25 protein-coding genes are annotated in these 26,943 nt (G+C 57.3%); 8 read left to right on the top strand and 17 right to left on the bottom strand.

What is annotated here, in order from left to right; translation table 11 throughout:
* Positions 1-106: 106 nt before the first annotated feature.
* Positions 107-1,561, top strand: a complete 1,455-nt coding sequence (locus U3654_RS04580; protein WP_324754177.1) for an MFS transporter — start codon at positions 107-109, stop codon at positions 1,559-1,561.
* A 54-nt stretch (positions 1,562-1,615) separates the two neighbouring features.
* Here the strand turns inward: U3654_RS04580 and U3654_RS04575 are convergent, their stop codons facing one another.
* Positions 1,616-3,661, bottom strand: coding sequence for an NADH:flavin oxidoreductase (locus tag U3654_RS04575; protein ID WP_324754176.1), 2,046 nt, complete (start codon positions 3,659-3,661; stop codon positions 1,616-1,618).
* Between the two features lie 124 nt (positions 3,662-3,785).
* Between U3654_RS04575 and U3654_RS04570 the strand changes: the two genes are divergently transcribed.
* Entirely contained in the window at positions 3,786-4,436 is a 651-nt protein-coding gene (locus U3654_RS04570; protein ID WP_324754175.1) for a TetR/AcrR family transcriptional regulator, read from the top strand.
* A 60-nt stretch (positions 4,437-4,496) separates the two neighbouring features.
* Here U3654_RS04570 and U3654_RS04565 read toward each other — a convergent pair whose 3' ends face one another.
* The 5 genes from U3654_RS04565 to U3654_RS20460 form a co-directional block, all read right to left on the bottom strand.
* Positions 4,497-5,639 (bottom strand): OpgC family protein, encoded by a 1,143-nt coding sequence (locus U3654_RS04565; protein ID WP_416384557.1) that lies wholly within the window; start codon positions 5,637-5,639, stop codon positions 4,497-4,499.
* A 1-nt stretch (position 5,640) separates the two neighbouring features.
* Positions 5,641-7,440, bottom strand: coding sequence for a glucans biosynthesis glucosyltransferase MdoH (gene mdoH, locus U3654_RS04560; protein ID WP_324754173.1), 1,800 nt, complete (start codon positions 7,438-7,440; stop codon positions 5,641-5,643).
* A gap of 3 nt (positions 7,441-7,443) precedes the next feature.
* Complete coding sequence (locus U3654_RS04555; protein ID WP_324754172.1) at positions 7,444-7,668, bottom strand: hypothetical protein; 225 nt, start codon at positions 7,666-7,668, stop codon at positions 7,444-7,446.
* The gene (locus U3654_RS04550) at positions 7,665-9,323 is read right to left on the bottom strand and encodes a glucan biosynthesis protein G (RefSeq protein ID WP_324754171.1); all 1,659 of its coding nucleotides are present in this window, start codon (positions 9,321-9,323) and stop codon (positions 7,665-7,667) included. Before U3654_RS04550 ends, U3654_RS04555 begins: the two co-directional genes overlap by 4 nt.
* Before the next feature lie 520 nt (positions 9,324-9,843).
* On the bottom strand, positions 9,844-10,026 hold the full coding sequence (locus tag U3654_RS20460) for an RSP_7527 family protein (protein WP_416384556.1): 183 nt from the start codon (positions 10,024-10,026) through the stop codon (positions 9,844-9,846).
* Between the two features lie 81 nt (positions 10,027-10,107).
* On the opposite strand from U3654_RS20460, the gene U3654_RS20455 reads away from it, so the two are divergent.
* Together U3654_RS20455 and U3654_RS04540 are read left to right on the top strand one after the other, a co-directional pair.
* Positions 10,108-10,425 (top strand): ATP-binding protein, encoded by a 318-nt coding sequence (locus tag U3654_RS20455; RefSeq protein WP_416384555.1) that lies wholly within the window; start codon positions 10,108-10,110, stop codon positions 10,423-10,425.
* A gap of 262 nt (positions 10,426-10,687) precedes the next feature.
* On the top strand, positions 10,688-11,704 hold the full coding sequence (locus U3654_RS04540; RefSeq protein WP_324754170.1) for an endonuclease/exonuclease/phosphatase family protein: 1,017 nt from the start codon (positions 10,688-10,690) through the stop codon (positions 11,702-11,704).
* Positions 11,705-11,830: 126 nt separating this feature from the next.
* Here the strand turns inward: U3654_RS04540 and U3654_RS04535 are convergent, their stop codons facing one another.
* The 7 genes from U3654_RS04535 to U3654_RS04505 form a co-directional block, all read right to left on the bottom strand.
* Complete coding sequence (locus tag U3654_RS04535) at positions 11,831-12,595, bottom strand: prephenate dehydrogenase (protein WP_324754169.1); 765 nt, start codon at positions 12,593-12,595, stop codon at positions 11,831-11,833.
* Between the two features lie 178 nt (positions 12,596-12,773).
* Entirely contained in the window at positions 12,774-13,517 is a 744-nt protein-coding gene (locus tag U3654_RS04530; protein WP_324754168.1) for an isoprenylcysteine carboxylmethyltransferase family protein, read from the bottom strand.
* A gap of 22 nt (positions 13,518-13,539) precedes the next feature.
* Positions 13,540-14,259, bottom strand: a complete 720-nt coding sequence (locus tag U3654_RS04525) for a class I SAM-dependent methyltransferase (RefSeq protein WP_324754167.1) — start codon at positions 14,257-14,259, stop codon at positions 13,540-13,542.
* Positions 14,260-14,325: 66 nt separating this feature from the next.
* Positions 14,326-14,700, bottom strand: coding sequence for a hypothetical protein (locus U3654_RS04520; protein WP_324754166.1), 375 nt, complete (start codon positions 14,698-14,700; stop codon positions 14,326-14,328).
* A gap of 28 nt (positions 14,701-14,728) precedes the next feature.
* A complete protein-coding gene (locus U3654_RS04515; protein ID WP_324754165.1) occupies positions 14,729-15,286 on the bottom strand; it encodes a hypothetical protein in 558 nt (185 codons plus the stop codon).
* 90 nt (positions 15,287-15,376) lie between these two features.
* The gene (locus U3654_RS04510) at positions 15,377-15,541 is read right to left on the bottom strand and encodes a hypothetical protein (protein WP_324754164.1); all 165 of its coding nucleotides are present in this window, start codon (positions 15,539-15,541) and stop codon (positions 15,377-15,379) included.
* A gap of 54 nt (positions 15,542-15,595) precedes the next feature.
* On the bottom strand, positions 15,596-16,540 hold the full coding sequence (locus tag U3654_RS04505; RefSeq protein WP_324754163.1) for a homocysteine S-methyltransferase family protein: 945 nt from the start codon (positions 16,538-16,540) through the stop codon (positions 15,596-15,598).
* Between the two features lie 122 nt (positions 16,541-16,662).
* Between U3654_RS04505 and U3654_RS04500 the strand changes: the two genes are divergently transcribed.
* From U3654_RS04500 to U3654_RS04485, 4 genes are all read left to right on the top strand, one after another.
* Positions 16,663-18,282: an alpha/beta fold hydrolase gene (locus U3654_RS04500; RefSeq protein WP_324754162.1), complete on the top strand. Its 1,620-nt coding sequence runs from the start codon at positions 16,663-16,665 to the stop codon at positions 18,280-18,282.
* A gap of 535 nt (positions 18,283-18,817) precedes the next feature.
* A complete protein-coding gene (locus U3654_RS04495; RefSeq protein ID WP_324754161.1) occupies positions 18,818-19,885 on the top strand; it encodes a hypothetical protein in 1,068 nt (355 codons plus the stop codon).
* 862 nt (positions 19,886-20,747) lie between these two features.
* Positions 20,748-23,384 carry a hypothetical protein gene (locus U3654_RS04490; protein WP_324754160.1) on the top strand — a complete coding sequence of 879 codons (2,637 nt, stop codon included), beginning with the start codon at positions 20,748-20,750 and terminating at the stop codon, positions 23,382-23,384.
* A gap of 176 nt (positions 23,385-23,560) precedes the next feature.
* Positions 23,561-25,057: a hypothetical protein gene (locus U3654_RS04485; protein WP_324754159.1), complete on the top strand. Its 1,497-nt coding sequence runs from the start codon at positions 23,561-23,563 to the stop codon at positions 25,055-25,057.
* 616 nt (positions 25,058-25,673) lie between these two features.
* Here the strand turns inward: U3654_RS04485 and U3654_RS04480 are convergent.
* From U3654_RS04480 to U3654_RS04465, 4 genes are all read right to left on the bottom strand, one after another.
* On the bottom strand, positions 25,674-25,979 hold the full coding sequence (locus U3654_RS04480) for an ATP-binding cassette domain-containing protein (RefSeq protein WP_324754158.1): 306 nt from the start codon (positions 25,977-25,979) through the stop codon (positions 25,674-25,676).
* A 53-nt stretch (positions 25,980-26,032) separates the two neighbouring features.
* Complete coding sequence (locus tag U3654_RS04475; protein WP_324754157.1) at positions 26,033-26,173, bottom strand: hypothetical protein; 141 nt, start codon at positions 26,171-26,173, stop codon at positions 26,033-26,035.
* 101 nt (positions 26,174-26,274) lie between these two features.
* On the bottom strand, positions 26,275-26,580 hold the full coding sequence (locus U3654_RS04470; protein ID WP_416384583.1) for an ABC transporter substrate-binding protein: 306 nt from the start codon (positions 26,578-26,580) through the stop codon (positions 26,275-26,277).
* 18 nt (positions 26,581-26,598) lie between these two features.
* Positions 26,599-26,823 carry a hypothetical protein gene (locus U3654_RS04465; RefSeq protein WP_324754156.1) on the bottom strand — a complete coding sequence of 75 codons (225 nt, stop codon included), beginning with the start codon at positions 26,821-26,823 and terminating at the stop codon, positions 26,599-26,601.
* Between the last annotated feature and the right edge of the window lie 120 nt (positions 26,824-26,943).

The raw sequence follows: 26,943 nt of genomic DNA, 5'->3' as shown, positions 1-26,943 counted from the left end.
TGCGGCCCCAATGCTCGCGGCTTGATCCCTTGGCTTGGCAAATTGAACTCGGTCAGCGCCTAGGCTAGACGGGCTCATAAATCTCGCCCACTGAAAGTCACAAGTTATGGTTTCGTCACAAACAGATGCGAACACACCCGCAGGGTCAGTATCCGACCCGACGGCGGATCCGGTTAGGTGGCGTATCCTTTTCGTGCTGCTGGTCACGATTTTCATGACGCTGATCGGTGTCAGCATCGTGAATGTGGCCTTGCCTTCGATCAGGCAGGGTCTTGGCGCGTCGGAATCCGATCTGCAATGGGTGCTGTCGGGCTATGCGCTGACCTTTGGCGTGGTTCTGGTGGCAGCCGGGCGGGCCGGAGACATCATGGGCCGTGGTGGGCTGTTCCTTGTTGGCGTGGGCATCTTTACCGTCGCCTCGGTCGCGGCGGGTCTGGCGCCTAACGCAGAATGGCTCAACACCGCGCGTTTCGTGCAGGGGGTCGGCTCAGGGCTGCTCAACCCGCAGGGTCTGGGGATGATCCAGCACTATTTTCGAGGTGACGCGCGCGGCCGCGCCTTTGGGTATTTTGGCACTGCTGTCGGCTTCTCGGTTGCCATCGGTCCGGTCCTCGGCGGCTTTCTGATTGAGCTTGGCGGGCCTGAGTTGGGCTGGCGGTTGACGTTTCTCGTGAATGTTCCGATCGGCGTCACTGCCATCATTTTGGGGCTGATGTGGTTTCCACGCCCCCTGATCGAACGCCTTCCTCGAACAGGCAGCGGCCTGCGCTCGCTTGATCCGGTGGGTGCTCTTCTCTTGGGGTTGGCTGTGCTTGCAATCCTGTTCCCCTTTGTCGAGGGAGGCGGTGGCGCCGTCGTCTGGCTGCTGTTGCCGCTCGGATTCTTACTGGTCTGGCTCTGGGTCAGATGGGAGCGGCGCTATGTTCGTCTGGGCCTGAGCCCGATGGTCGATCTCAAGATATTCTCGACCCGTAGCTACAGTAACGGCATCACGATCATGACGCTTTACTTCATGGGGGTAACCAGTGTCTGGGTATTGGTTGCGCTCTATGTGCAGGAAGGAGACGGGAAATCGGCGCTGCAATCCGGGGCCTTTGGAATTCCCGCCGCCTTGCTATCGGCCTATGCCGCCTATTGGGCCGGGAGCCGGGTCGCGCGGTTTGGCCGCAAGCTGGTCATCGGCGGCCTTCTTCTGGCACTGATCGGCCTCGGGCTAAGCATTGTCGTGGTCATCATGCACGAAGCGGGCCAGCTCAGCATCTGGTGGCTAATGGCGTCGCTTTCATTCGTCGGCTTGGCTCAGGGGGCGGTCATCAGCCCCAACCAAACGCTGACGCTCGCGGATGTGCCTTTGGATTATGCGGGCAGTTCGGGCGCCATCATGCAGACCGGTCAGCGGATCGGAACGGCTATCGGTATCGCGATCATCACGGCGGCGACGTTTTCCACGCTTGCGGTGTCGTCGTGGTCAACGGCGATGGTTGTCGGGTTCGCCCTGATTTCAGTTGTGGTCTTTCTGGCGCTTCTCGTTGCGCTCAAGGATCTTCGGGACCGCAGGTAGGTCAGGGCTGATCTGCGAAAGCCGGGTTGCTACATCGCTTTTGCAGTCAGGATTTCACAAATCTTTCACCAAACGCAGCGCGTCGTAGATCGCAGCATGTGTGTTTCGGGCAGAAACGGCATCGCCGATCCGAAAGAGTTGAAAGCTGCCATTATCATTCCGTTTGATCGCTTGGGGTGTGCCGCCGATCAATGCGTCTTGATCTACGGCGCCTTCATTTGAGCTGTGCGGTTTGAGATCAAAATACAGATCATCCAGAGGCAGGGTGCCGTAGTTTATCACGACCTGATCATACTCACGTCTGTCGGAATGGTCGCTGTAATCTGTCCCGATGGTCGCCGCCAATTTGTTGCCATCGCGCACTACGCCCAACAACCGGCGCGTCACCGTGAATGTCACGTCCTTGTCTTGCAACGCCCGCATGTAAGGCACCAAGTTCATCGCCATCACACCGGGTGCAAACGTGCGATCGGGGGTCATGATTTCAACTGTTGATCCGGCAGTTGCCGCGACTTCCGCGGCTTGCAACCCGGCGTGATCGCCACTTTCATCATAGATCAAGATATTCTGTGCGGGCTTCACATCGCCCGCAATGATGTCCCATGAGGTCACCACATGCGGCGCGTCACCACCGGATTCGAACAGTTCAGTGTTTGGCATCCCGCCGGTGGCGACGATCACCACGTCAGGGTTCAGGGTTGTGACATCCCCGGATTCAGCCCACGTATTAAAGTGAAACATCACATCGCGTGCGGCACATTGGGACATCCGCCAGTCAATGATCGAAATCATTTCGCGCCTGCGCGGGTTCTGTGCTGTCAGGCGGATCTGCCCGCCGGGGTCTGGCTGTGCCTCAAACACCACAACATCGTGGCCGCGTTCGGCAGCGACGCGAGCTGCTTCCAAGCCGGCAGGGCCTGCACCGACGATAACGATTTTGCGCTTCACTTCGGCAGGCTGGATGGTGTGCGGCATCGTCAGTTCGCGGCCCGTGGCGGCGTTGTGAATGCACAGGGCATCCCCGGCTTCATAGATGCGATCAAGGCAATAGGTGGCACCAACACAGGGGCGGATGTCGTCTTCGCGACCCTCCATGATCTTTTTGACTACATGAGGGTCTGCCATGTGCGCGCGTGTCATGCCGACCATATCCAGCAAACCAGCCTCGATGGCATGACGGGCGGTTGCAACATCGGGGATTTTCGCAGCATGAAATGTCGGCATACCTGTTAGCTTTTTGACCTGCCCGGCGAAATCAAGATGAGGCGCGCTGGCCATTCCCTGCACAGGGATCACGTCAGTCATCGCAGGGTCCGTGTGGATGCGTCCTCGAATGACGTTCAGGAAATCAAGCTGACCCGTGGCTGCCAGCCTCTTGGAAATCTCCAATCCGTCCTCGGCTGTGATGCCCCCTTTTTGGGCTTCATCTGCCGTGTAGCGGAACCCGACAATGAACCCGGCACCGACGCGTTTGCGGATCGCGCCCAGCACATCCAGCGGAAAGCGCATCCGGTTCTCTAACGTATCGGCCCCATATGGCCCGACCAGATCATTCGTCAGAGGTGACCAGAATTGATCCAGCAGATGGCCGTAAACCTGCAATTCGATCCCGTCCATGCCACCCGCTTTCATCCGCTCTGCGGCGTCCGCAAAGTCATTGATGATCCGGTCAATATCCCAATCTTCGATCAGCTTGGGGAACGCACGGTGTGCAGGTTCGCGGTGCTTGGACGAGGACACTGATGGCAGCCAGTCGCCCTTGTTCCAAGTCGTCCGGCGCCCAAGATGGGTTAGTTGGATCATCACGGCACAGCCGTGTTCATGGCACCCGTCTGTCAGGTTTTGAATCCACGGCACCACTTCGTCTTTGTAGGCGAGAATGTTGTTGAAAACAGGCGGGCTGTCCTTGGATACCGCAGCCGAGCCTGCCGTCATTGTCAGCGCAACACCCGCCTTGGCGCGCTCCTCATGATACGCACTATAACGCTCTTTGGGCATCCCGTCTTCAGGATAGGCCGGTTCATGGCTCGTGGTCATGATCCGGTTTTTCAACGTCAGGTGTTTCAATTGATAGGGTTGAAGCAGGGGGTCTTTGGTCATTTGAGGCATCTCACGATCAGAGTTTCCTTGGCATCGCCTGAGTCGCGCAGCGGCCTAGACACATGTGTTCTAAAGGAGCTTGACGCAAAATTGACATATGTGTCAAGAATCCCATAGTTGTCACATGAATGAATCTCTTCCCCGTCCGCGCGCCTCAAAAGCCTTGTGGCTTGACGCCGCATACGAGTTGTTGATTTCTGAGGGGATCGACGCGGTCAAAGTTATGTCGCTGGCAAAGCGGCTGAACCTGACGCGCACTGGATTTTATTGGCATTTCAAAGATATTTCTGAGTTGCATGCTGCAATGATTGACCGGTGGAAGACCCAGAATACCGGAAATCTTGTCGCGCGGTGCAGACAGGACGCCTCGGGGCTTTGCGAAGCTCTCTTTAATCTGATGGACTGTTGGCTTGATCCAATGCTTTTTGATGCGCCGCTTGATCTGGCTATTCGCAATTGGGCCCGCGTCAATCCTGACCTCCAAGTACAACTAAGCGAGGCAGACAACCTGCGTATAAAAGCTGTGACTGACATATTTACACGCTACGGCAGTTCAAAGGAACATGCCGATGTGCGCGGGCTCACGGTCATTTACACCCAGATCGGATACATTTCGATGCAGATCAAAGAAACAAGAGCGGACCGGCTTGCCCGCGTTCAACACTACGTCGAACTTTTCGCCGGTATCCCCCCGACAGAGGAAGAGGTCGCGCAATTTCTAAACCGACACCGGTTAACTGGTAGTGGACCACATCGGGAAATGAGTGCGGTTTAATCTTGTTTGAGGCGATTGTTGTCATCGCTCGGGGGCGACTGCCCTGCCCAAGGGTCGGGATCAAACCGGCTTTTGCGCCAATTGCCATTTTATTCGGGCAAATCCCATCTGGAGGGCGAGGCCTAGGAAGACATAGCCCAAGTCAAAGATCCAAGGATCATAGATCAATGCGGCTTTGATCGACTGGCCAAGGATGGACAACACGGTTCCCAACGCAAAACAGGCCAGACCAAATCGCCCCATCAATTCAACGGGCCAGACCCAGCGACTGGCGGACAGGCGTATTATCCAGCCTTGGGTAGACAGGAAATATACCAAAGCCAAAATGTGCAGCAAACGCGGCGCGGCAAGGAACGTTTTGTCGAAGCTGGTAAGGTAAAACGGGAAGCCGTGGTCCCGTAAAAACGCGAGGCCTGCGCGACCGGTGCTTTGGACGACGTCGATTTTCATCCATAGCAAGACAAAGACCAAAAACGCCAAGGAGAGCCATTTGGCCCAAGCGACATCAGGCAAGAGCCGCTCACCAGATTTCAGTCGCATCCCGGTGGCCAGGCCGATGGCAAAGAGGAATTGCCATGCGAATGGATTAAAGAACCAGCCGCCGTCGTTGGGATACGCGGGGATGTTCAGCCGCATCTCGCCAGCGATAACCCACAGCAGGAAAGAGCCTGCAAGCATGGCCCAGGTGTGGCGTTGCGCGACGAGGATCATCACAGGCGTCAGCAGCAAAAGCACCGCATACATCGGCAGGATGTTCACATAGCCAAATTGATGGCCCAAGGTCGCGATGCCGATGGTCGCCTGAACGGGGGCTTTCATCCATGGGCCGACATTGTTGATCTGCCACATCTTTTCGGCACCAAACCAATAGGCCGCCCCCAGCATTATCGCCAGGCAGATCATGGAGATCATCACATGCACTTCATAAAGCGTCCACGCCCGCCCCCAGCATTTTGCCACAGCCCGCCAGAGCGGCAAGCGTGTAAAAGCTATCGGATACGCCAGACCCGCCGCCATGCCAGACATGATGACAAAGCCTTCGGCAGCGTCCGAAAAACCAAAATTGCGGTTGGTGAATATCTCAAGCGGATTGCCGGGAACATGGTTTATGAAAATCATCACCAGCGCCAAGCCGCGAAAGAAATCGAGGCGCGGATCGCGGGATGAGCCAGGGAGGCTGGTTGGCGACAAGGTTCCGGACATATTAAACTGATATTCCCACCGCAGCGGCGTTGGGTGCCGCTGTGGTTTGGGTCCATTGGGTCATGATCCGATGAAAGTCCGCGATGACCCGTGGCAGGGCCATTTCTTCTGGGGTGAGAAAGACAGGCGGCTTTGAGGGTTGAGAGGTGACCCAAATCACCAGCGGTGCCAAAACCAGAGGCACACCAATCGGCAAAACCCAAAGCATGAGATTGGCGGCAAAGCTGTAAGTGAGAAGAATCACAGCGATACCCCAAAGTTGAATCCACCATCCGGCGGCAAAGGACTCAGGCAGAGTGAGCCGTCCATCGCCTCGGGTTTGGGCGGGCCAGCCGCCGTCATGCCCCCTCAAAACCTGAAGCACGGCCCGTGTTTGCCACATCAGCATGATCGGCGCGTTGATCGATGACATCACCAATTCGCGCACCATGCCACGCAGGGCCATCACGGTCCCGCCAAATTGCGAAACCCGACCCCGTAATACCGCATCCAACAAGATGAGTACCTTGGGAAACACCAAAAGGCCGAACACACCGACAGCCACGCTGACAGCTTTTGAAGTCTGATCGGAGGGAAAGACCGGGAACAGCTGGAACGGTTCGGGAAAAAAATCCGGCTCGGGCGCGGTCGCTGCCGCGTAGAGGCTGGAGGCCAGAAACATCATCCAAAACAGCGGTGCGATATAGCTCAGGATGCCTTGAAAGAACACGAACCTAGACCACGCCTTGAGGCCCGGCGCCGAAATCACCCGGATATGTTGCAGGTTCCCCTGACACCAACGCCGGTCGCGTTTGGCAAAATCGATCATGTTTTCCGGGCCTTCCTCGTAGGAGCCGCTGAGATCGGGATCAACGCGGACAGACCAACCTGCGCGCGACAAAAGCGCGGCTTCGACGTAGTCGTGGCTGAGGATATGGCCGCCAAAGGGGGGCGGTCCTGAGAGTTCTGGCAGCGCACAACTCTCTGCAAAGGCGCGCACCCGGACCAAAGCGTTATGGCCCCAAAATGGACCCGTGATGCCCTGCATTGCGGCCTGACCTTGGGCAAAAACCGGTGAATAGAATCCAGCGGCGAACTGCATTGCGCGGCCAAATCGCGACCGCGCGCCTGTGATGCGCGGTAGGGTTTGCAACAGGCCCAGATTGGGATCAGCCTGCATTCGGCGCACCATATCCGCCATGGTGGCCCCCTCCATAAAGCTGTCCGCATCCAAAATCAGGGCGAAGTCATAATTCGCGCCTGAGGTTTCAATGAAATCCTGAATATTGCCCGCTTTGCGCCCGGTGTTGCGACGGCGGCGGCGGTAGAAAAACCTTGGGGCCTTGCCCTCTGCTTTGCGGGCGGCTTGGTGGCGGTCGTTCCACAGGTGAACAAACCAGCGTTCTTCCTCAGAGCCCAATCGGTCGTCCTGCGTGTCAGAGAGAATGGCAAAATCAAAATAGTCCGTTAGCCCGATCCGCGCTATGGCGTCATCCATCGCCGCCACGCGGGCAAAGACCGCGCCGGGATCTTCGTTGTAGATCGGCATTAAAATGGCAGTACGGGTGGTGATGGGCGCTGTGAGCGGAGCGGCGGGGCGACGTGCTGAGATCAACCCCGCCACCGACTGCATTGCCCCCCATGCCAGCCAAAAGGTAGTGATAAGCACCAACGCCGCGCGCACGCCGTCCACCATCTGATAGCCGTCTGCGGCGCCAAACTGTAAAAACAGCGCTGCGGCACCAGCCCCAAGGCCAATGCTGGTCAGCAATGCAAAAGCCCGCGCCCCAAGCACGCGGCCAGAGGACGTTTTACGGGTCATCCGTTAGCGGCCACGCGCCGTTAGGCCAAAGCCTTGGGCAAGCACTGATAGCATGCGGCGCAGCCCGCTCACTTCAGCGTGCATCGCTTTGGCACGTGGGACTTCGATCACCTGTCTTGGCATTGCCAAGGGCGCATCGGGCATGGCCGCTTCGCGCAAGATCGCCGCTTTGCGGGCTTCTTGCGCAAGCGCATCAGACATAAACGATGAGGGACTATGAATCATCATTCGCGCAACCATTGATAAATCCAGGTTTCGGTCAGCTTCCGACCAAAACCTGCGACATGGGCGACAAGTTCCACAATGCGTTCATTTTCTCCGTCCACATCAATCACAAGACGCCACTTCGTAGAATTTGCGATTTTGGACAAGGCGATGTGTTGAATCTTGCCATTCGACAGGGTGACGACAGGCTTCATCTTTGCGTCATCCGGAAGATCGGCCATCAAGCCGCCATCAAAGTCGATGACGAATTTACGCAACGAGTCCTTGACCCCGGACACACCTGAGGTGCCGCCTTGGCCAGCCAACGTGTTAACGATCCACGCGCGGTCGCCGTCACGGTCGGTGCCAAGCGCGCCCCAACGCATGCGATAGGCATATTCACGGCTTTCCCCCGCACGCGGGTTTTCCGTGGGTACCCAAAAGCTGACAATGTTATCATTGCCTTCGAGGTCAGAGGGGATTTCGACCAAACGGACCGCTCCGGCGCCCCAGTCGCCCTGAGGTTCGATCAAAACAGACGGACGATCCTGATACTGCGCGCCTGCGTCTTGATATTCATCAAAGTCTCGGTCCCGCTGGATCAAGCCAAAGGATTTCAGATTGGGTTCGTTTAGATAGGTGCTGGCCAGACGTGGCGGGTTGTTGAGCGGACGCCACAACACATCCCCGTCCGTGCGCATGACCATCAACGCGTTGCTGTCATGGACCTGCGGGCGGTAGTCATCAAAGACGTTGCCGTTTTTCTCGTCGAACAGGAACATCGAGGTCAGCGGCGCCACGCCCAGTTGCTCCACATCACGGCGGAAGTGCAGTTTCGCGGTGACGTCGATGGTCGTCTCAGAGCCGGGGCGGATGACAAAGCGGTAGGCCCCAGTGCAGGACGGGCTATCAAGCGCGGCATACAGCACAACGTCTTCTTGACCTGCGTTCGGACGTTCTAACCAGAATTCCGAAAAGCGCGGGAACTCCTCTTCGCCGCCAAGACCTGTGTTGATCGCAAGGCCGCGCGCCGACAGGCCATAGCTGCTATCACGGCTTAGAGCGCGGAAATAGGAAGCGCCGACAAAGGCGATCAGTTCATCGAACATATCGGCCCGGTTCAGCGGGGTATTCAGGCGAAATCCAGCCACGCCGGGCAGTTCGACATGCTGAGGCACGCGAGGGGCAAGATCCTCGTAATAGAGAAAATCGTCAGTGGAAAAAACCATCGGGGTTTGAACCCCATCCACAACCTCGTGGATTGCAACGGTTTGTTTATACAGCCACCCGGGATGAAAGGCATGCAGACGGAACAGAACTCCGTCGTCCTGCCAACGGGCGCGTTTCGGATCAAATTGAATTTTGCGATAGTCGTCGTAATCGAGGTCCGCGATCACTTCGGGAGCGTCAACAGGTGCCAGATACTTAGTCTTTGCGGCATCGCTCATGCGTGCGTCCAGCCACTCAAAGGAGAACGGCTGAGGAGCGGCAGGCTCAGGTGTCGGAGCGTCGGGCGCATTGGGTTCTATTTCCGCCTCTGATACAGACTCAGCAATATCCTGAGCCAGGGCGCTGCGCGCAAATGCGACAACGGCCACAGAGCCGGTAAGAGCAGAGATCAGAGTGCGGCGGTTAAGACGGCACAGGCCCTGTTCAGAAGACCGTGGCTTTACAGACATTGGAACCCATTAACTTTCTCAGACAGATGGCATCCTGTGCAGACGACTCATTCGCATGACAGCCCCATGACCCGTGATCCCTTAGGCCCAGCTTCGCTGCACCGCCACATCAATCTGTTGAACTACTTGAGAATAGGCGGATTTTCGCGGGTCGGAACGGTGCAAACCGGGAGTTTACGTCGAATTTGAGCCGAGTCTGCTTTGCAGTCGCGAATAAGCGCCACAGGAGGCGATTAAGCCTCATCTTTCGGCATTTTCCGTGTTGGGAGGCTCGCGGCTCATAGCCGCCGGCCGGTGCGGGCACCCCGAGGAAGCGTTCTAGACGCGGACGGCGTCAAAAGACGAATGGCAGCTTACGGGGTCTCTGAAGGTCACGATGACCCGCTATTGAGCAGCCCTTTGCAGAAATTTAGCACTCGGAGCTTATTCGCGGCGCAGACCCTCAATTGGAATGGTGTGAGTAAGTGTCTTTAAGGTGTGACGGGTCGGCAAGACAGATTCTGCAATGCCAAACACCAATTCACAGAGTCGCCTTGACGGTGGGCCTCTTGGGCGAAAACGCGTCGCGCAAATATGCCAAACCAGACTTCATGGATGCGGCAATATAAGCGGCGCGAAGCTGATGGGCTTGCGCAATGTACTTGTCGACGTCAGGCTGAGTTCGGAACTGTGCTCGTGACGGTACGGATATATGTATACTCATGGTCTCATCTTTCGTTAGAGCAGCGACATCGCCGCCCCGGATACTTGTGACCTAAATCGGCAAACCCTAACCATAGTCGGTATGCACTACGTGCATGGCTCCGAAGCAAATCGCTTCGCTGCTCCAAAACGGCCGCAGCGCACCAGCGTCGCAATCACCACAAACCTCAGCTTCGGGCATTGGCGATGCCAGATGACTGCTGCCTTGCTCGACCGCATGGTCCATCGCTGCCACATCTTGCAGATCGGCGACGACAAATCTTTGGCTAACCGGGCGACAACGGAATACGCCCTAACTTCCGGAATCTGGGCTGGCGTCGCGAACGGCCCAAAGCTGCCTTGGGCACCTGTTCGCTCGCAGCATGACACCGCTCCGGCAGCTGACGCCCGCCTTACCTGATGCTCGAGTTTGCTCATCAATCCGGAACGAAAGGCATTTGTATGTGCCGCAGTTTCTGATGTTACCCCTTGAAAACGTTATGAGAGTAGATGCTCTGTTCTGCTCTCTCAGACGATCCAAGCCTTCTACGTCCGCTGCGCGGCTGTTCAAATGGCGAGGCACGGCAGCTCCCTGCTTCTCGAATGGTGAACCGCATTTCGTAATACCGAACACATATGTGCCGATTTCTGCTATAATATTAGAATTGGTCTCAAGGTGATTTATGCGGGTAGCAACATTTAACATCGAGAATCTCGACGACGGGCCGGCGAAACCGAATGCGGCACCCTTCGAGGAGCGCGCCGTGATTTTGCGCCCGATGCTCGAACGTCTCCGCGCAGATGTCATCTGCTTTCAGGAGGTCCATGGGCAAAATGCGCCGGACGATCAGCCCGGGCCACGCAGCCTCCGTGCATTGACGAGACTGCTGGAAGGCACGCGTTACGAAAGCTTCGAATTGTCGTCGACGACGCTGAAGGGCAAGCCAGACGTCGAGCGATTTCGAAACTTGGTCGTTGCCTCGGCGCCGGAATACACAATCGAGGAAGTTCGCGAAATCCAGAACACACTTGTGAATCCGCCGATGTACTCGCGCGTGACGGCCGACGGCGCGCAGGAAGCAATGCCGGTCAGGTGGGAACGACCAACGCTTTATGTGCGGCTTCGGAAGGGGGTGGATGATCCCCTGCACATCATGAACATCCACTTCAAATCAAAAAATCCAACACCCATCCCGGGTCAGGGACCCGAGAACTTTCGGTGGGCCACGCCATCGGGCTGGGCTGAAGGCTATTTTGTTTCGTCGATGAAGCGGGTCGGCGCGGCTTTGGAGGTACGTCTGTTCATTGACGCAATCTTTGATGTTGAGCCGGAGGCAAAGATCCTCGTTTGCGGGGATTTCAACGCCGAACCTGATGAGGTCCCGGCAATGGCGATCCGTGGACTGACAGAGGATACTGGCAATCCGGAACTGAACGGACGCGTGATGCATCCAGCCGCGCTTTCCATCGCGGAAAGCCGCCGGTTCACGCTGTATCACCACGGCAAGGGCAATCTACTCGATCACATGGTCGTCTCTCGTCGAATGATGGCGAGCTTTGTGGCCGCTGAAATTCATAACGAGATGATCCACGACGAGAGCATCGCTTTCGCTACCGACAACAAGTTTCCCGAGTCGGATCACGCGCCAATGGTTGCCGAGTTTGCAGAGGATGCGATGTCAATTGCACCTCTCGCTTAGGAGCTGCTGACAGCACGCCCCCCCCTACTCACCCCAACCGGCATTTCGATTTATCAAGCAGTGTGGGATATAGTCGAAATATGCATTGTCTTTGCCAAAGCCCGCTCTAGGAAAATTCAATCAACATTAGGTTCTGCTTTCCAGATCGACACTCAGTTCATGGGCCAGATTAAAAAAGCGCCGCCTGACATCCTCTGTGTAAGGGTTCGCTTTCTCTATGGCTTGAAATACTTCAGGAGCATCGTTTTGAACCATGGAGATTGAATCGACGAGTAACTCAAAGCTTCGCGTTGTCATTCGTGACGGCAAAGGTGCCATGCTCAGCAAGACCTTGGCTATCAAATGCGTTAAGCCCTGAACCGTTGCTGCTTCGCGGTCGTGGTCATGGGGCGTTGTCATGATTACGTGAAGGCCAAGATGTTTGCGAAGAAACGCCGCAAGGGGCAAATGACGCCCTCCCCGGATTGGACAAACTGCAATCTTCAGGCCGCGAATGCCATCGCGAGCGCTCTGCGGACCGAACAGAGGGTGAGTGGCGACAACATCAACGTGATCTGGAAGAATTCTCTCCATAATCTCAGCCGCCTGTACCTTGACAGACCCGACATCAACAATCAGCGCTCCGGGGCGACAGACTGCGGCAACAGAAGTCACGACGTCTTCGAAACTCGAAACAGGTGCCGCGATCACAACCACGTCGCACTGCGCTACTTTAGTTAGGGAGGTAAGAGATACACCGAGTTCTGCAGCAATATCTTCAAGGTTTGATACCGGGTCATAAGCAAACAGCTCAAAATGCCCACTCAGGCTTTGCGCAATCAGCTTTCCAAAAGCGCCAAAACCGACGATTCCAAGGGTTTCCCTTGGCGTATCTGATATCTCGAATTTCATTTCCATGACCTCAAAACTTGCCACCCGGCACGAGGTCATCTTCTACATAGACCGCTGTCAGGGCAGCGGAAAATTCACGACAAAGCGTCCGCAGCTATCAAAGCTGAGGGCAATAGTTTTCTACTGAAAAGAATGGCTTTATCATGGGCTAATACGTAAGGGACGTTGCCGAGCGAAGTCAACCCGTGTGGTGTGCACCACCTGACCGAATTGGAATCCTCGGAAACAGCATTGGGACAGACTTGCAATATGCCGCATAGGCATCGCCGAACTCGCGCAACAGGGCGCGTTCTTCAAACCTTAGACCGATATAAATATACGTCAGCATGACCGTGGCAAAAAGCAGCCCGTCGCCGGTCATGTGCGGCACCGCGAAGATGGCCGTGACAATACCCAGCTGCAACGGATGGCGCACGATCTGATAGAGCAATGGTGTGCGGAATTGCGCACGTTGGGCAGGCACGTCCCGCATGTTATCCCACGCCTGTCGCAGACCGGTAAATTCAAAATGATCCAGCAGGAATGTGGCAAGGACGATCAACCCGAGGCCGGTAAAGAATATGATAAGAACGAGGATCACAAGTTTTCCTTCGATGCTCCAGATGGTCACGTCAATTGGTTGCCAAAACAGGAAAATCGCACCCAGCAATACGGACGATTGCAACACATACGTCGCCCGCTCGGCAGCCGCCGGAATCACCTTAGTCCAGACCCGTTTGAAGGCGGGGCGTGCCATGATGCTATGGGTAAGGCCAAAGACCGAGATCAGCGCGATGTCGACGGCAGCCGCCATCGGCCAAGGCATCCCGGCGGGTGACGTGCGGATACCTTCGATATCCAGAAGAAAAGCTGCCATCCAGACGAAAACAGCAAGAAACAAGCCATAACACAGAAGGGCGTATAGCATGATGAAACGGGACATGATGACTGCCTTTGATATGAGATCAGTGTTTGGACATGCACGGGCGCGCTCCGGCAGAGCCGCATGCCTCTTTTCCGGCAGAGCCCCGCGTCTCTTTCCGGATCAGTCCTAAGACGGAGCTATGATTAATGTGCATGAGGCGCACATGTGCCTTGGGGAACAGCATAGGGATATCCGCGATTTCAGCAGGCGTCAGAAGCCGGCCAAGACCGCGCCTCTGCACGTTGCGATGGACCATACGTTGCACTAGCGGCATCTGGCCGAAATCTGCACTAGAGACGAAACAGACCATCCCGCCCGGTCGCGTGACACGAACCAGTTCGCGCAACGCATTCAGCGGCCGCGTGGTCGCTTCCAACGCCCAAGCGCATGTCACGAGGTCGAAGTGCCCTTGCGGAAACGGAATATCCTCCAGACGCCCCAGACGTTTTTCGGCGCGCATCGGTCCGGTCGCCTTGAGCATTTCGGGGCAAACATCCAGCAGATGGGCATCGATGTGACCATGGCACAGCCGGATCAAACGCTTGGCCACGGCAGCGGTGCCGCAGCCCGCGTCCAGAACCCGGAATCCCGGCTGGACAATGGCCGCCGCCGCACCATCAAACGCATCTTGCGCCTGCCGTCCGGTGCCACGCAACCAGCGCCGATGCGCGTGGTCATAGCGATGTGCGATCTTGCCATAGGCAAGCGGCGCATCCGGCTGGGGCCGCGCGGTTCGGCGTGAAAATGCAAAATTACTCATGATATCTTCTCTTGTGAAATGGGGGGTAAGCGGCCCCTGCCACGCAAACCGCAGCCGGGGCCTTGTCTATCGGCGCGCAGCATCCCAGAGGCCGCCGACACCGTGGCCGGTGGTCTGGCCGGGCGCTGAATCGCCTGTCCAGAAGTAGAGCGGTAGCCCCGCGGACGTCGCCCATTGGAGGGTTCCGTTTGGCCGCTGGATTATCGTCGAGCCGTCATTGGCTGCGCCTCTCCTGCCCACCAGAAACGGGGGCCATGAGGCGGCGCAGGAACCTGTGCAATTAGACACGGCGCGCCGATCCTTGCGGAAAGTGTAAAGTGTCATGCCACCGGCCTCTGCCGCCAGAACGTTCCCGATCGGGGTTTTAACTTCGACCGTCGGTGCGGCCACCGCCGCACCTGCCGCCGTGACTAGAACGGCAACTGCAATCATCGTTTTCATCGTCTTTTCCTTTCTTTGGTTTAGGCACTCAGTTCGCGTAAGCGTGGTCCTCGCCCTGCGGGATCTCGAATGTTGCGTTGACACCGAAATGCGAGGTGAAGCCGATCAGGGTCTGCAACATCACATCGTCGAATTCGGCATAGTCACCAGTCGCGCCGGTGATCGGACGGGTGTTGGTAACACCCGCATCGGCCAGTTCGGTGCCTTGGGTGATCACCACGTCGCCATTGTCGAATTGCATGATCTGACGACTGACCAGCCAGACACCCGTTTTTGCATCGCCGCCTTCGCCGACGAACCAGCCATCACAGGTCCAGGTGCCTAGCACCTTGTCGGGAAAGGCAGGACTGCCATCCTCAAGGACGCCGTCGATGTTTCCGGCCAGAGTGTCGGCGGGGTAAATGTAACCCTGCGTCACGAACGGATTGCCATGTGCAGGCATGCCGCTTTCATGGACCGGCTTGTCGGCAAAGACAAAACGCGTGTGGTCTTCGGCCACGTCAAAGCGCGTCAGCGCCTCGCCGGCATAGGCGTCGCACGCCGCGACCGAGGTGAGGGCAGTTGCGAGGAGAAGTTGTTTTATCATCTTGTTTCCAATTCTTATTTTCAATGTGAGGTAGGCATCTGACGGCATACGGACAGCATGCCGTCAGAATTTCCAAGCGGTCTATCCGTGTTAGACAGATGGCCAGCGCGGGCTGTTACGATCGTCGGTTTCCCCGTAGAGGCCGATGTCTTTCAGCATTCGTTCGTCCAGCGTCTGCAGCAGATGTTGGCGAATGCGCGCGTTTCGGCGGCGATCGCGCCTGCTGCGCCAGTTTTGTGTTACTTTTTCGAGCATGGTTTTCTCCTTTCCGAATTGATTTTTGTAAGTTTCGCTCAGCGCGCTGACGGGTCAGGCCGCGTGCACCGCCTCGCAGATCTGCGCCACGTGCCGATGGTCCGTGCCGCAGCAGCCGCCAAAGACGTTCAGCTTTGGCAACAGGCGCGTAAGCTCTGCATATTGCTGGCCCAGTTCCTGCGGATTGCCGTCATCCAGCTCTTCGCAATTATCGAGTTCCGCATGGCTCATCCGCGAGGCATTTGCCCGCACGCCGTAGATGCGCTTGGTCCAGTCGCCGCCGTGCTCAAGCATGCCGCGGAAGTGATCCGGGTGGGCGCAGTTGATCATGTAATAGGCAGGTTTGACCCGGCAGTTCGCATCAACTTTGCCTATCGCCTCGCCCAGCGTTTCGCCCGTGGGCAACCGACCATCCGTTTCCAGCGTGAAACTGATCACGCAAGGCACGCCCGCTTTTGCTGCAGCACGCGCGATGCCGATCGCTTCGGGAGTGTTGGTCATGGTTAGTGCCGACACCATATCGGCCCCGCTGTCTGCAAGGACTCCGACCTGAAATCCGTGATAGGCCTCGGCCTCGTCCGCGCTCATAATCGTGGACGGGTCATAGCCATCGCCACGCGGTCCAATCACGCCATTGATCAGAACATTCATACCTGCGCCGAACTCGCTACGAAGCTCCTCCGCAAAGGTGACAGCCTCCCGGTTGATGTCCGCCAGATCATCCCGATCATGGCCCAGCAATCCGGCCCAGTCGGGGTTTGCCCTCCAGGTGTTGGTATCCAAAATGAACCCAGCGTCATTCTGCCGGGCCGTTTCCATGAATTGCGCGAAATATCCCTTCATCGCGGCGCGGCCCTCGACCGTCCGCAACATGGGAAAGAACGCGAAATAGGGCATGTCAAAACCCTTGTGGAACAGCATTGAGGTCTCGAACCCTGCATCCGTCAGAAAAATCTGATCGGTCTGGTGGGGCAGGTTTATACGTTTCGTATGTGTCATCTTCTGTCTCCTGTCTGAGTGACTGGAGACATTTGTGGCGCCCGCCCGTGTGCGGCAGCGTTGTGCGGACCGTGGTAATTTGATAGAATTACCGAGGTATTTCCAAGAAAAATGTGATTTTCATGGGTTATTCACTCCACATCGCCCTTTTAGGTGAATTGTCCGTCGTGGCCAACGGCACGGCAGTTGCCCTGCCTGCGTCACGCAAGGCGCGCGCAGTGCTGGGATACCTTGCCGCGACGGCACGTCCCGTCCGCCGCGAGCGCCTGTGCGAGATGTTCTGGGATTTGCCCGACGATCCGCGCGGATCGCTGCGTTGGGCGCTGAGCAAATTGCGCCAAGCCGTCGATGACGAGGGTACACCCCGTATTATCGCGGATCGGGAGCGTGCGGCCTTTGAGCCGACCGATGCCCTTGTGGATCTGCGCGCAATACGCGAACGCCTGATCGACGACCCACCCCTGATCCCCCCGCTCGAATTGCGCGATATGGCCGGGCAGTTGCAGCGGCCCCTTCTCGAAGGGTTGGAGCAAGCCGGCACGGAGAGTTTTCAGCTATGGCTGGCCGCTGAGCGTGAGGACATGCACCTGCTGCAACTCAACGTCCTGCGGCGCCTGACGCTTCATCCCGAACTGACGCAAGCCGAGGCCTTGAAATGGGCGCGGCGCTGGATAGAAGAAACCCCGCTTGAGGAAGAAGCCGCGCGCGGATTGGTCAATGCGCTCGCGCAATCGGGACGACTGGAAGAAGCGCGCCATTGGGAAGCGGATTTTCACGCAACCGCGAAAAAGGCCGGGCTGTCTGTCACCGGCCCGCTACTGGACGAGAAATCGGAGCCGCCGACAACCAACCCCGCAGTCGAACGGCCGGTGGAAAGCCCGCCCCGCCGCATGTTGCGCAAGCAAACCATCGGGTTTTGCCGGGCGTCGGACGGAGTGCGCCTTGCCTATGCCACCGTCGGAGAGGGGCCGCCGTTGGTCAAGGCGGCGAACTGGTTGAACCATCTGGAACTGGATTGGAACAGCCCCATCTGGGCACCGACCTTTTCGGCCTGGGCCAATCAACGGACGTTTATCCGCTACGACGAACGCGGCAATGGCCTGTCGGATTGGGACGTGAATGATATCAGCTTTGAGGCGTTCGTGCGCGATTTGGAAACCGTAGTCGATGCGCTGGGGCTGGATCGGTTCCCGTTGCTGGGCATGTCCCAAGGGTGCGCGGTTTCGGTGGAATATGCGGCGCGCCACCCCGAACGGGTGTCTTGCCTCGTCCTGATCGCCGGATATGCCACCGGATGGCGTATCGGCGCCAGCGACGAAGAACAGGCGCGCCGCGAGGCCGTCCTCACGCTTACCCGTCATGGCTGGGGGACGTCGAACCCCGCCTACAGGCACATATTCTCGCAAACCTTTATGCCGGATTCAAAGCCGGAAGATCTGGCATGGTTCGACGAGTTCCAGCGCCAGACGACCTCTCCGGAAAACGCCGTGCGGTTTCAGGAAGCATTCGGCCATATCGACGTGCGCGAAAGCCTGGCCAAGGTGCAAGCGCCCACAATCGTTTTTCACGCGCGCGACGACCACCGGATATCGCTGGAGCAGGGGCGCGAGCTTGCGATCGGCATCCCGGACGCCGAATTCGTGCAACTCGACAGCAAGAACCACATCCTCTTGGGCCATGAGCCAGCGTGGGTGGAATGCGTTCAGCAAACCGAAGATTTCTTGCAAGAGCATGCGACCTGATCGCTCATAGGGTGAACCGCAATGGATTTGCCAAAGGTGGTTCTGCATTTTCAGGCAGGTTTGCAACTTAGCCAAGACGCATCGGTGTTGGTTGCCACCAACGGCGATCGGCAAGAAACGCGTGTTCGCAACCAAACACACCCGCATGCGGGGCTTTCTCGTCCCCAAAATCGATCACGTTGTTCCCAAGCATATCATAAATGCTCGTATTAAAGACGTCACCGTCTCTGGCCATAGAACTGTCATGCCCGTCCGCGTCCCGCGCTGCATAATCGCCCGCGCACATGCGCCGCGCCCGGCGCCAAGGTCAGCGATGTGCAGAAAGCGGACGTCGCAAAGCATCGCTAGCCGCCCATAGTTGCCGTTCAACCAACGCAACCCTGCCGCAATGCGGCTTTCACAAAGCTGCCATTGGCGCAAAGTGCCGCATTCCGTGTAGTGAGGGGTCCCGAAGCAGACGCTCGGACTGATCCAAGTCAACGGACTGACTTCAACTCTGAGGTATCCTCAGGCTGCGACGGCAGGAGGTGCAGACATGATCCGTTGGCTCGGAATGATCCTTTTTCTAATTCCTGCCGTCGCACAGGCACAGCGTCTGGCAACGCTGACCGTCGAGGGCGATGTCACCTGTCAGCACCATCGCATGACCGATCACATGCTGAGCACCGAAGAGGTCAAGCTGCGCTTGCCCGAAGTTGACGGCCCGATCTCGGGTCGGGGGCAATACCGTCTCAAGGGCACCGGATACACTTTGTCCGGCATCAATGCGGTCGCAGGCGAAGTGCGCGACGATGCCGAACTGGTCCTGACTTACCTGCAGTGGAACTATCAGGGTGACTGGATGCCTTCCGAGGCACCCTATGTTCCGACAAAAGCGCAACCCGTGATACTGCCGCTGGAACCCGGCGGCGAGGCAAAGGTCACTTTTGTCAACGCTACGCCCGACAAGGCACCCTGTTCCGGGACAATCATATACCGGGTCATATTCGAACGGGAGACGCAAATCTGGGATGTGACGCTCAAGGGCGTGCGGACGTTGCTGCACCGGACGACATATGATCTGATCGACACCGCCACCGGCGCGCGCCAGCCAATCCGGTACGAACACGGGGTCACCTTCTCTTATGACCTCGCCGCGCGGACAACGCTCGAGAAACGCGCCGGCAAGTGGCGTTTTCGCGAGGCGGTGGTGACCAGGGCCGCGGCCAAGGCGCGCTACGATCAGACGCCGCCGCTCTTCAAAGTCACGGCAGAAAACTGCTTTGGCTGCGCAAGGGTAGCAGCGCTGAAAGGAGCAAGCCTCAGCGGCGAAAGCGACGGCGCAACCTTGCGCCTCGCCTGGCCGAGTGCGCTCAGCCCCGTCATGCAGATCGACACAGTGCCGAATTTCCAATGCCCGCCGGGCGAAAACAAAGCCGACTGCGAGGATAAAATGAAGACGGGCACGCGATATACGGCGGAGGATGACGATTTCTTCAACCACGCGGCGTCGCATTCTTTGGCGCTTGCCGAAAGTTCACCGAGCTTTGCGCCGACCCCGAGCGACACTATGTCTGTCTACAAGGCGCTTCGGCATGACTACACGCTCAAAAAAGTGAAATAGCCGGTGAGGCACGTTCGCTTGGAAGTACGTCTCTCCGACGACGCAAGAACGGCACCCGTACGGCCATGATTGGCGGCGGCAAAAAGCCCCGATTGAGTAACCGACAGGGGGTCTTATCCGCTCAATTCAATTGTTGTGATCGGTCCAAACCGGCCGTTCGACAACCCGCAGGATGCTGTGGTGCGGCCCGTCATTCCTGCCATTCGGTGCAATTGCATAATGACGCAACTGGGCAATGCCTAAATCTTGGACAAACCTGACCCTTCCAAATGCGGCCGCTCCAGCACTTCATACAAGACAGCGACCACGGGGATGAACTACATGCAGCCTCTCTCACTATTTGGTTTCTGGAGAATACCGAACTGAAAGCCTTCGAGATCACTTCGCCAACGGACGGACAGTAAAAAAAGCTCGCAGAGCGAAAAAGCAGCCGTTCGATGGAAAGTTAACCGATAGGGAAGTTACACTCTGGCCTGTCAGTCACCCGCCCACTTCAAGGACCGTTGACGGCTGGGTTGACAGGCAACCGACCGCAGGCCGACGTGAATTTTTCGTCAGATGGTTCCGCTCGACGTCCCGTCTCTAGAACTCTCATTTATCTGTGGTGTGTGCTGGCAATACTTCAGGCTTTCTCATTTCCTTCACCGCGAAAAAACTCTGAGGACGAGGAGGACGATCGAGATCAGGCATCGTCAAACGGCTCGAAAACGGAGAGACGGAAGCGTGGCTATTTCGGCTCTCTTTAAGCGGGATTGATGGAAATCAACGCCGCATTCGCCGTTCCTGTTAAACTTTTCTGCGGGAACATTACGCAAGGAATGGCACTATGGCTTGCATTCGAACTGTAGCTCACGACATTAGATTGCTTGGAGTTTTTCTGCTAGCTTTCGTTGCCTTGGTCCTCAACGCGGCAACGGTATCGGCGCAGGACTGCGATGCCTATTCCACCCGTGCCGTATCGCAGAACCGCGAGAACATCGCGCGTGCCTGTGGTTTTTCGGACCAGTTATGGAGCAGCGATCGCACTTACCATCTCAATTGGTGCCGTCAAGACGGCGACGAGGCGGCAGCCGAGAAACTCACGGCTATCCGTGAAACCGCACTTGATGAGACCTGTCCGACTGGCAAAGGTGACCTCGCCGCGGCGAGTTGGTGCTACGAGATTAAGGGGCGCGGTCCGGGCAGCGCGATCATGCTCGCAATTCATCCAATCGTGGAGAATGCTGGAGGCAGCGACTGGTACAGCACCGTCGGCGGCAGTTATAGCGTCGCCGCATCCGGTCCGAGCCCGGTTGAATCCCAAACCCGCGCACTTTCGCCTTATCCTCGCTGGAGCATCGCGGCCGACGAGAGTAAACGCCTAAACCCCATTACTCTCCCCTTTCACGAGGAGAATACTTATGCCTTCGGCTGGAGCCTGCAATCTCAAAGCGATCTGGACCCCACCAATAACGAAATCCAGTTTCACAGCCTAGGATCGGGACAACTTTTTCTAGACGGTGGTGACCTCGCCCATATGAAATGCGAAGCTCTCGGTCAAACGTTCAACGCCGCCATTCCGCCTTCAAGTCCGATTGATTTAATTGTTCGTTCTTCTGCATCACCGGACATCGCTCAGTTCGAAGTAGGGATCCACGTTGCAGTGGTTCAGCCGGACGGGGCGGTGATGGTGAACGCGACCAGCGCTCCAGGAGTCTGGGACGGCTGGAGCCATATCTTGGGCATAAGGGGCGAACCGACAACCGCTCCGGTTTTAGTTTCGCAAGAATCTCCGGACCGGCTCCACCTCTTTGTGCGCGACTCCGGCAACAATCTCTTCCACGCTGAGAAACCTTCTGGGGCGATGTGGGGCGGGTGGTCTCAAATCACAAACGGCAACGAGGTTCGCGGACGCATCTCCGTCTCGCAGACTTCCGACGGCGGGCGGCATTTTCATGTCATGTTTCCCGGTCAGAGCACCGGCGACATACCCGTCGTCGTATACCGGCGCTACAATTCGAACCTAAACGTTGTCCATCACGAAGAAACCTACCGCGGTTTCGTCGAGGGCACATTGGGAAGGTACCAGTTGAAGAACCCCGCCGATCCCGACGACGGGGATCAACTCGTTCAAGTACTGATGGCTACGAAGGGGCTTCGCGTTTTGCATCGTACGTCGCCTTGGGCAAATGCCAGCGACATCACTCCGTCAGCGATGGCGCGGGCGACCCCGGGAGTGCTTCTGTCCCTCGACATCTCCGAACCCGTCGCTCTTGGTGGCGGCTTCCATTTCGCCTACACCAGCGCACGCTGGCCAGAGCAGTTTGGGGGACCAATCAGTGGCCAGTTGCTGCGCCACGCCTTTGTCCGACCTGATGCGCCAGCCGATCCGCGGATCACCACTGTTGCCGAGTTTGCGACGGACAGCATTGTCGTGCGCTCCGCGCTCGCGCTGTTTCGAAATCGGCTCGTTCTGGGCTTCAATACGCCGGATGGTGCGATCAGTTACGGGCGCCTCGACATGGCTGTTCCGTCTTGGCCATGGATCGGTGCGAAGCTTGGTCCATCCGTCAACCACGGCGCCAATCGCCTTGCGCTCGCTATCGCTAACTTCCGCAAAATCGGGCCAAATTGGGACGTAGCCGACTACGGCAACGATCTTTTCGCAGTTCTTTCGGACGCTTCATTGTCGGGTCAGGTAACCTTCTCCAACTTCAGCCGCACGATCCTGCAGCAGGAATCTGCGCACCAGTTCAAGATTTACGAGTCACAATCAGGCGCATCGGGCTGCGGGCAAGACGGCGCGCAAGGTAGCACGACCTGCAATGCCCCCTTGCACATAGGAAGCGTGTGGGCCGAAGAGCGCCCCTTCCTCACCGAACTGGGCCTTACGCTGTGGACTTGGCCAATCTGGTTCTCCGATACAGCGTGGTTCGACGCGGCGCGTTTAGGTTGTGCGCGCGGTCACCGCTCGGGGCGCTTCGAAGAACCCTGTTCCGCCGCCCGCTATCCCGTAGTGTCGATGGCTGCAGGTGCAGGGAACCCCTTCATCGATGGAGGAGCTTGGGTGCGGCGCAATTCCGAGGTTCAGGATGATATCCTTCACGAACTCAGCCACTCTGTGCTCGATCCGATAATGGGTTTCGTCGACAGTGGCTCACCCCCAGGTTCCAAACACGAAACAAGGTCCGGAATTTCGGAGTCGGAGCTCCGGATTGGCTTTCAGATCTTCGGAGAGGAACTGATTGGCGTTTGTGACAATCAAACACCGCATCCGGAGTGTCCCGCCACTCACTCACGTGGATTCGTGAACCTCGATGGGCGCAACTACGATCAGGGAAGCCGCCAGCATTCCTTCATAGGCGCAATGCGGCTCTATGTTCACGACGGGGAACAAATGCGGGCAAACGTAGTCGATGACCTCAATCACGGTCACGACCTCCTTCATCAGAAATACGAATGGATCCAGAAGAACATATTTGGAGGTCTGGAATTCAAAGATGCTTACGAACCGAGGTAGGGTTTCGAGTATTTAAATGCGTCACAAAACATGTGCAATGCGGGTGTTGTGCGGACGACGAATGTCCTTCGAGGTCCGGCACGCATTCAACCTGACTATTATATTCGGTTTGCATAGGGGGTTTTCTCAGCAGCCCTGGCTCCGGTTCATGGCGGCGAAAAAAGGGAGCGAGATGGATGCTCGACGGTAAGAAACTAAGGCAAGCCGTGGTCGTCATTCATGGAATAGGCGAACAAAAGCCAATGACAACTCTACGGAAATTCACAGCGGCGGCCGTTTCGCCCGACAATCCTGAACCAAGATTTACTAGTCACCCAGACAAGTATTCAAACTCGCTGGAATTGTTCACGCTACGAGCCCCGCCAAGATCTGCAGGAAATGAGATTCCCATTGCGGATTTTTTTGAATGCCACTGGGCCCACCGCATGCGTGACACAAAATTCAGGCACGTCGGGTACTGGTTTTGGCGCCTATTGTTCACGCCTCCCCAAAAAAACTCGCGGGTCTACGCAATCTATTGGATTGTCCTAATTATCATTTTTGGGCTTGGCGCAGGCGTCCTGTACGCAGCAATTGTAACTCCTTGGGACAAATGGCTCAAACTGACGGGGCTATTAAGTAGCGGGGTTGTCACTACGCTTCTTGGTGGATTCCTTTGGACCTATGTTAACGGCTATGTGGGCGATGCGGCGCGGTATCTCACACCTCACCCGGATAACCTGACGGAACGGGCAGCCATTAGACGGCAGGCGATTTCCTTGTTGCACAGGCTGCACCGTCAAGGGCGGTATCAGAGGATTATCGTGGTTGGACACAGCCTGGGAAGCGTCATAGCATACGATGTTGTTTCGCGCCTGTGGGACCAATATCGACAGAACCAGCGCGAAAACCTCACTGAGGTTGAGCAGGCTATCCTTGAGGAAATCGAGATCCTTGGCGCGAAACTCCGACTCGCAGGAGAGGCTCTAGATGAGGCCAAGTCAAAAAGAGGCGGCGCGCCGAAGTCGGAAAAAGAGGTTGTTAATCTAAGACTTCTTGCTGTCGAGTCAGCGGCGAGCGAATATCGCAAGTCCCAAATCCAACTCTGGGAAGAGCAGAAGCGCGCCGGAAACCCTTGGTTGATCACTGATCTTGTAACTTTGGGAAGTCCGCTCGCGCATGCGGACTTCTTGTTGCGTGCTGCCGGCGATCGTGGCCGCGGCTTGAAGGAAGGCCTGCTTGATCGCGAGTACCCTCGTTGCCCACCTCTCAACGACAACTGGGACCGAAAGAAAGAGCAGCACTATCCGGCGAAGGTCGAGGATGCGATCGCTTACCGCCCCATCGGGCAACAATCCCGAGTACTAATCCCATCGGCGCTTTTTGCCCTCGTACGCTGGACCAATCTGTACTTTCCCGGCGACCTTGTAGGGGGGCCATTGGCGCCAGAGTTCGGCTACGGTATTTTGGACTTCGAAGCGCGGCGACACGGAACCGGTGATCTAAAAGACCGTCTGGCAAGCTGGTCGCCCCTTTGTCACACGAAGTACTGGGCGGTTTTGGGTCGTGACTCCGAGGTGCCGGGTACGGCAACTCAACTTCTACGACAGACGTTGGCACTCGAAACCAAAGAGACCCAAAAGCTGTTGGACAGAGTGTCGGACATTCAGCGAACCCGATCAGCGGAGACATAACTGCATTTCTCGGTCTTGCCGAAAACACTGCCCGTGCGCTTTGGGCTCTAAGCCGCCTACTGCGATCCAGAACTGACACTGGGATTCGCCACCAAATGATGTCCGTTTTGACAAAACTCGCTTTTGCCTCGCGGCGGCAGAGAACGTCCCGACACCGCGTATATTGCCAAATGCTGCGCCGCAGGACTCCACGTGGGTTTGACGAGCCATGCGTCAACGGCATGGTTCGATCACGGTTCCATCTGACCAAAAGAGACCGGCGTCGAAAGCATTCTTCGATCCATTCAGCCTTCACTTAAAACAAGTCGGTACAAGCCAAACACCAAATCGGCCCAAGCAATAGGCCGGAGGATAGCCCAGCAGAATCATGATCGCCGTAACCCGGGGCGCAATCGAAGGCGTCGTCCACAGCGCCTTGATGTAACAGGAATCACTGCCCACGCGTATGAAATTGGCAACACTCCAGCCCCTTTCCGGGTCTTGCGCGCTGGAGACGTCCACGGCCGCAAAGGGCGCAACGAAGAATGACAGCGCGCGGCGAAGGCTTCCATGCCGACCATTTCCAGCGTCTCGGCCACGCGCTCAATTATCTCGGCCTTGGGCAAGCGCGCACGCTTCAGATCGAAGGCGATGTTTTCGGCCACGTCCATGTTTGAAAAAGAGCGTAGTTCTGGAACACCGTATTCAGCGGGCGACGATCCGGCGGCACGGTATTCATCCGCTTGCCCGCGATGAACACATCGCCCGAAGACGGGTCGAGGAACCCCGCAATAAGCCGCAAAAGCGTGGCCTTGCCACAGCCCGATGGACCCAGCAGGGCCAGAAACTCGCCCTGGCGCACCGAAAGGGAAATATCGGCAAGCGCAGTCACCGAACCAAACCGGCGCGATATTCCAGTCAGTTGGATAGGATCCTGCGTCATGGCGTGCCTTTATGGCTAAGTGACCGGAGGCACTGTGCCCCCGGTCCGTTGAATCAATTGCCCGCGGCGAGGCGGTGCCAAGCCTCGGTCAGCGCATCGCGGTATGTGTTGACGTTGCTACACTCAACGACGGTCAGATCAGCGATCGACCCATCGACGCCCCAAGGCGTCCGCGTGGCGAACTCCGGAGGCATGTCACACCTTGCGCGGCTGGCCCCACCTGCAATGCAGCGGCCAGACATCGGCCTTTGCGGGTTGAATCGCGAAATGGACCAGTGCATGCGCGACCTCCAGATCATCGGTGTTTTTCACGATATGTAACCGAATATCCGACGCCATCGCGCCTTCCTTGGGATGGCATCGGCAATCGGCAGTCCGCCATCTTTTCAGCGGCACGGGCCAAGTCGTCCAGCGTCCCGCCTGCCAGCGAGTTGAACATCGCGAGCACCGGCACCCTGATCGAGGTGACCGCGCTGGGCATGATGCCTCGCCCGGCATAATCGGGATTCCAAAGATTCTCCCACGAGGTGGGCGGTTTTTTGATCTCTTCGTTGTTGTAGACAATCCCGAAGGCGAAATAGCCGTTGCCGACGGCGTATATATCGCCGTCATCCGTCTTTCAGTTCGCCTGATCGACAACGCCGGCCAAACCCGGCGCCATGGCCGGATCGATGGCCGCGACGACGCCGCTGTCACGGGTCGGTTCAGATACGCCGCCATCCATCCAGGCCACATCTGTGACGGGATTGGCGGCCTCGGCCTGTAGCTTGGACAAGGTGACGGTTGACGCGCTTGGCTCAGGAACCACCGGAATGCCGATTTCTGCCTCTAAGGGTTTGAACACGCACGATGTCAGTGCATCGCCTCACCTGCCGCCATAGGCAGACACGTTGGGACTGCCTGCAGCCTGCGCCATCCCCGCCGAGGATACGAGCGCGGCAGAAGCCGTCAGTTTGGTTTGAAT

The sequence above is a fragment of the Roseovarius sp. Pro17 genome (assembly GCF_035599575.1).
Taxonomy (GTDB): Bacteria; Pseudomonadota; Alphaproteobacteria; order Rhodobacterales; family Rhodobacteraceae; genus Roseovarius.
This window is presented reverse-complemented; position numbering and strand designations above follow the sequence as displayed.

Excerpts from the sequence above, each read along its gene's own strand:
- U3654_RS04495 (WP_324754161.1), top strand. The coding sequence starts at position 18,818 with ATGATCCGTTGGCTCGGAATGATCCTTTTTCTAATTCCTGCCGTCGCA.
- U3654_RS04530 (WP_324754168.1), bottom strand. The coding sequence starts at position 13,517 with ATGTCCCGTTTCATCATGCTATACGCCCTTCTGTGTTATGGCTTGTTT.
- U3654_RS04565 (WP_416384557.1), bottom strand. The coding sequence starts at position 5,639 with ATGTCCGGAACCTTGTCGCCAACCAGCCTCCCTGGCTCATCCCGCGAT.
- U3654_RS04570 (WP_324754175.1), top strand. The coding sequence starts at position 3,786 with ATGAATGAATCTCTTCCCCGTCCGCGCGCCTCAAAAGCCTTGTGGCTT.
- U3654_RS04515 (WP_324754165.1), bottom strand. The coding sequence starts at position 15,286 with ATGATAAAACAACTTCTCCTCGCAACTGCCCTCACCTCGGTCGCGGCG.
- U3654_RS04525 (WP_324754167.1), bottom strand. The coding sequence starts at position 14,259 with ATGAGTAATTTTGCATTTTCACGCCGAACCGCGCGGCCCCAGCCGGAT.
- U3654_RS04505 (WP_324754163.1), bottom strand. The coding sequence starts at position 16,540 with ATGACACATACGAAACGTATAAACCTGCCCCACCAGACCGATCAGATT.
- U3654_RS04555 (WP_324754172.1), bottom strand. The coding sequence starts at position 7,668 with ATGATGATTCATAGTCCCTCATCGTTTATGTCTGATGCGCTTGCGCAA.
- U3654_RS04580 (WP_324754177.1), top strand. The coding sequence starts at position 107 with ATGGTTTCGTCACAAACAGATGCGAACACACCCGCAGGGTCAGTATCC.
- U3654_RS04535 (WP_324754169.1), bottom strand. The coding sequence starts at position 12,595 with ATGAAATTCGAGATATCAGATACGCCAAGGGAAACCCTTGGAATCGTC.
- U3654_RS20460 (WP_416384556.1), bottom strand. The coding sequence starts at position 10,026 with ATGAGTATACATATATCCGTACCGTCACGAGCACAGTTCCGAACTCAG.
- U3654_RS04480 (WP_324754158.1), bottom strand. The coding sequence starts at position 25,979 with ATGACGCAGGATCCTATCCAACTGACTGGAATATCGCGCCGGTTTGGT.
- U3654_RS04550 (WP_324754171.1), bottom strand. The coding sequence starts at position 9,323 with ATGTCTGTAAAGCCACGGTCTTCTGAACAGGGCCTGTGCCGTCTTAAC.
- U3654_RS04500 (WP_324754162.1), top strand. The coding sequence starts at position 16,663 with ATGGGTTATTCACTCCACATCGCCCTTTTAGGTGAATTGTCCGTCGTG.
- U3654_RS20455 (WP_416384555.1), top strand. The coding sequence starts at position 10,108 with ATGCACTACGTGCATGGCTCCGAAGCAAATCGCTTCGCTGCTCCAAAA.
- U3654_RS04475 (WP_324754157.1), bottom strand. The coding sequence starts at position 26,173 with ATGCCTCCGGAGTTCGCCACGCGGACGCCTTGGGGCGTCGATGGGTCG.
- U3654_RS04520 (WP_324754166.1), bottom strand. The coding sequence starts at position 14,700 with ATGAAAACGATGATTGCAGTTGCCGTTCTAGTCACGGCGGCAGGTGCG.
- U3654_RS04575 (WP_324754176.1), bottom strand. The coding sequence starts at position 3,661 with ATGACCAAAGACCCCCTGCTTCAACCCTATCAATTGAAACACCTGACG.
- U3654_RS04510 (WP_324754164.1), bottom strand. The coding sequence starts at position 15,541 with ATGCTCGAAAAAGTAACACAAAACTGGCGCAGCAGGCGCGATCGCCGC.
- U3654_RS04540 (WP_324754170.1), top strand. The coding sequence starts at position 10,688 with ATGCGGGTAGCAACATTTAACATCGAGAATCTCGACGACGGGCCGGCG.
- mdoH (WP_324754173.1), bottom strand. The coding sequence starts at position 7,440 with ATGACCCGTAAAACGTCCTCTGGCCGCGTGCTTGGGGCGCGGGCTTTT.
- U3654_RS04485 (WP_324754159.1), top strand. The coding sequence starts at position 23,561 with ATGCTCGACGGTAAGAAACTAAGGCAAGCCGTGGTCGTCATTCATGGA.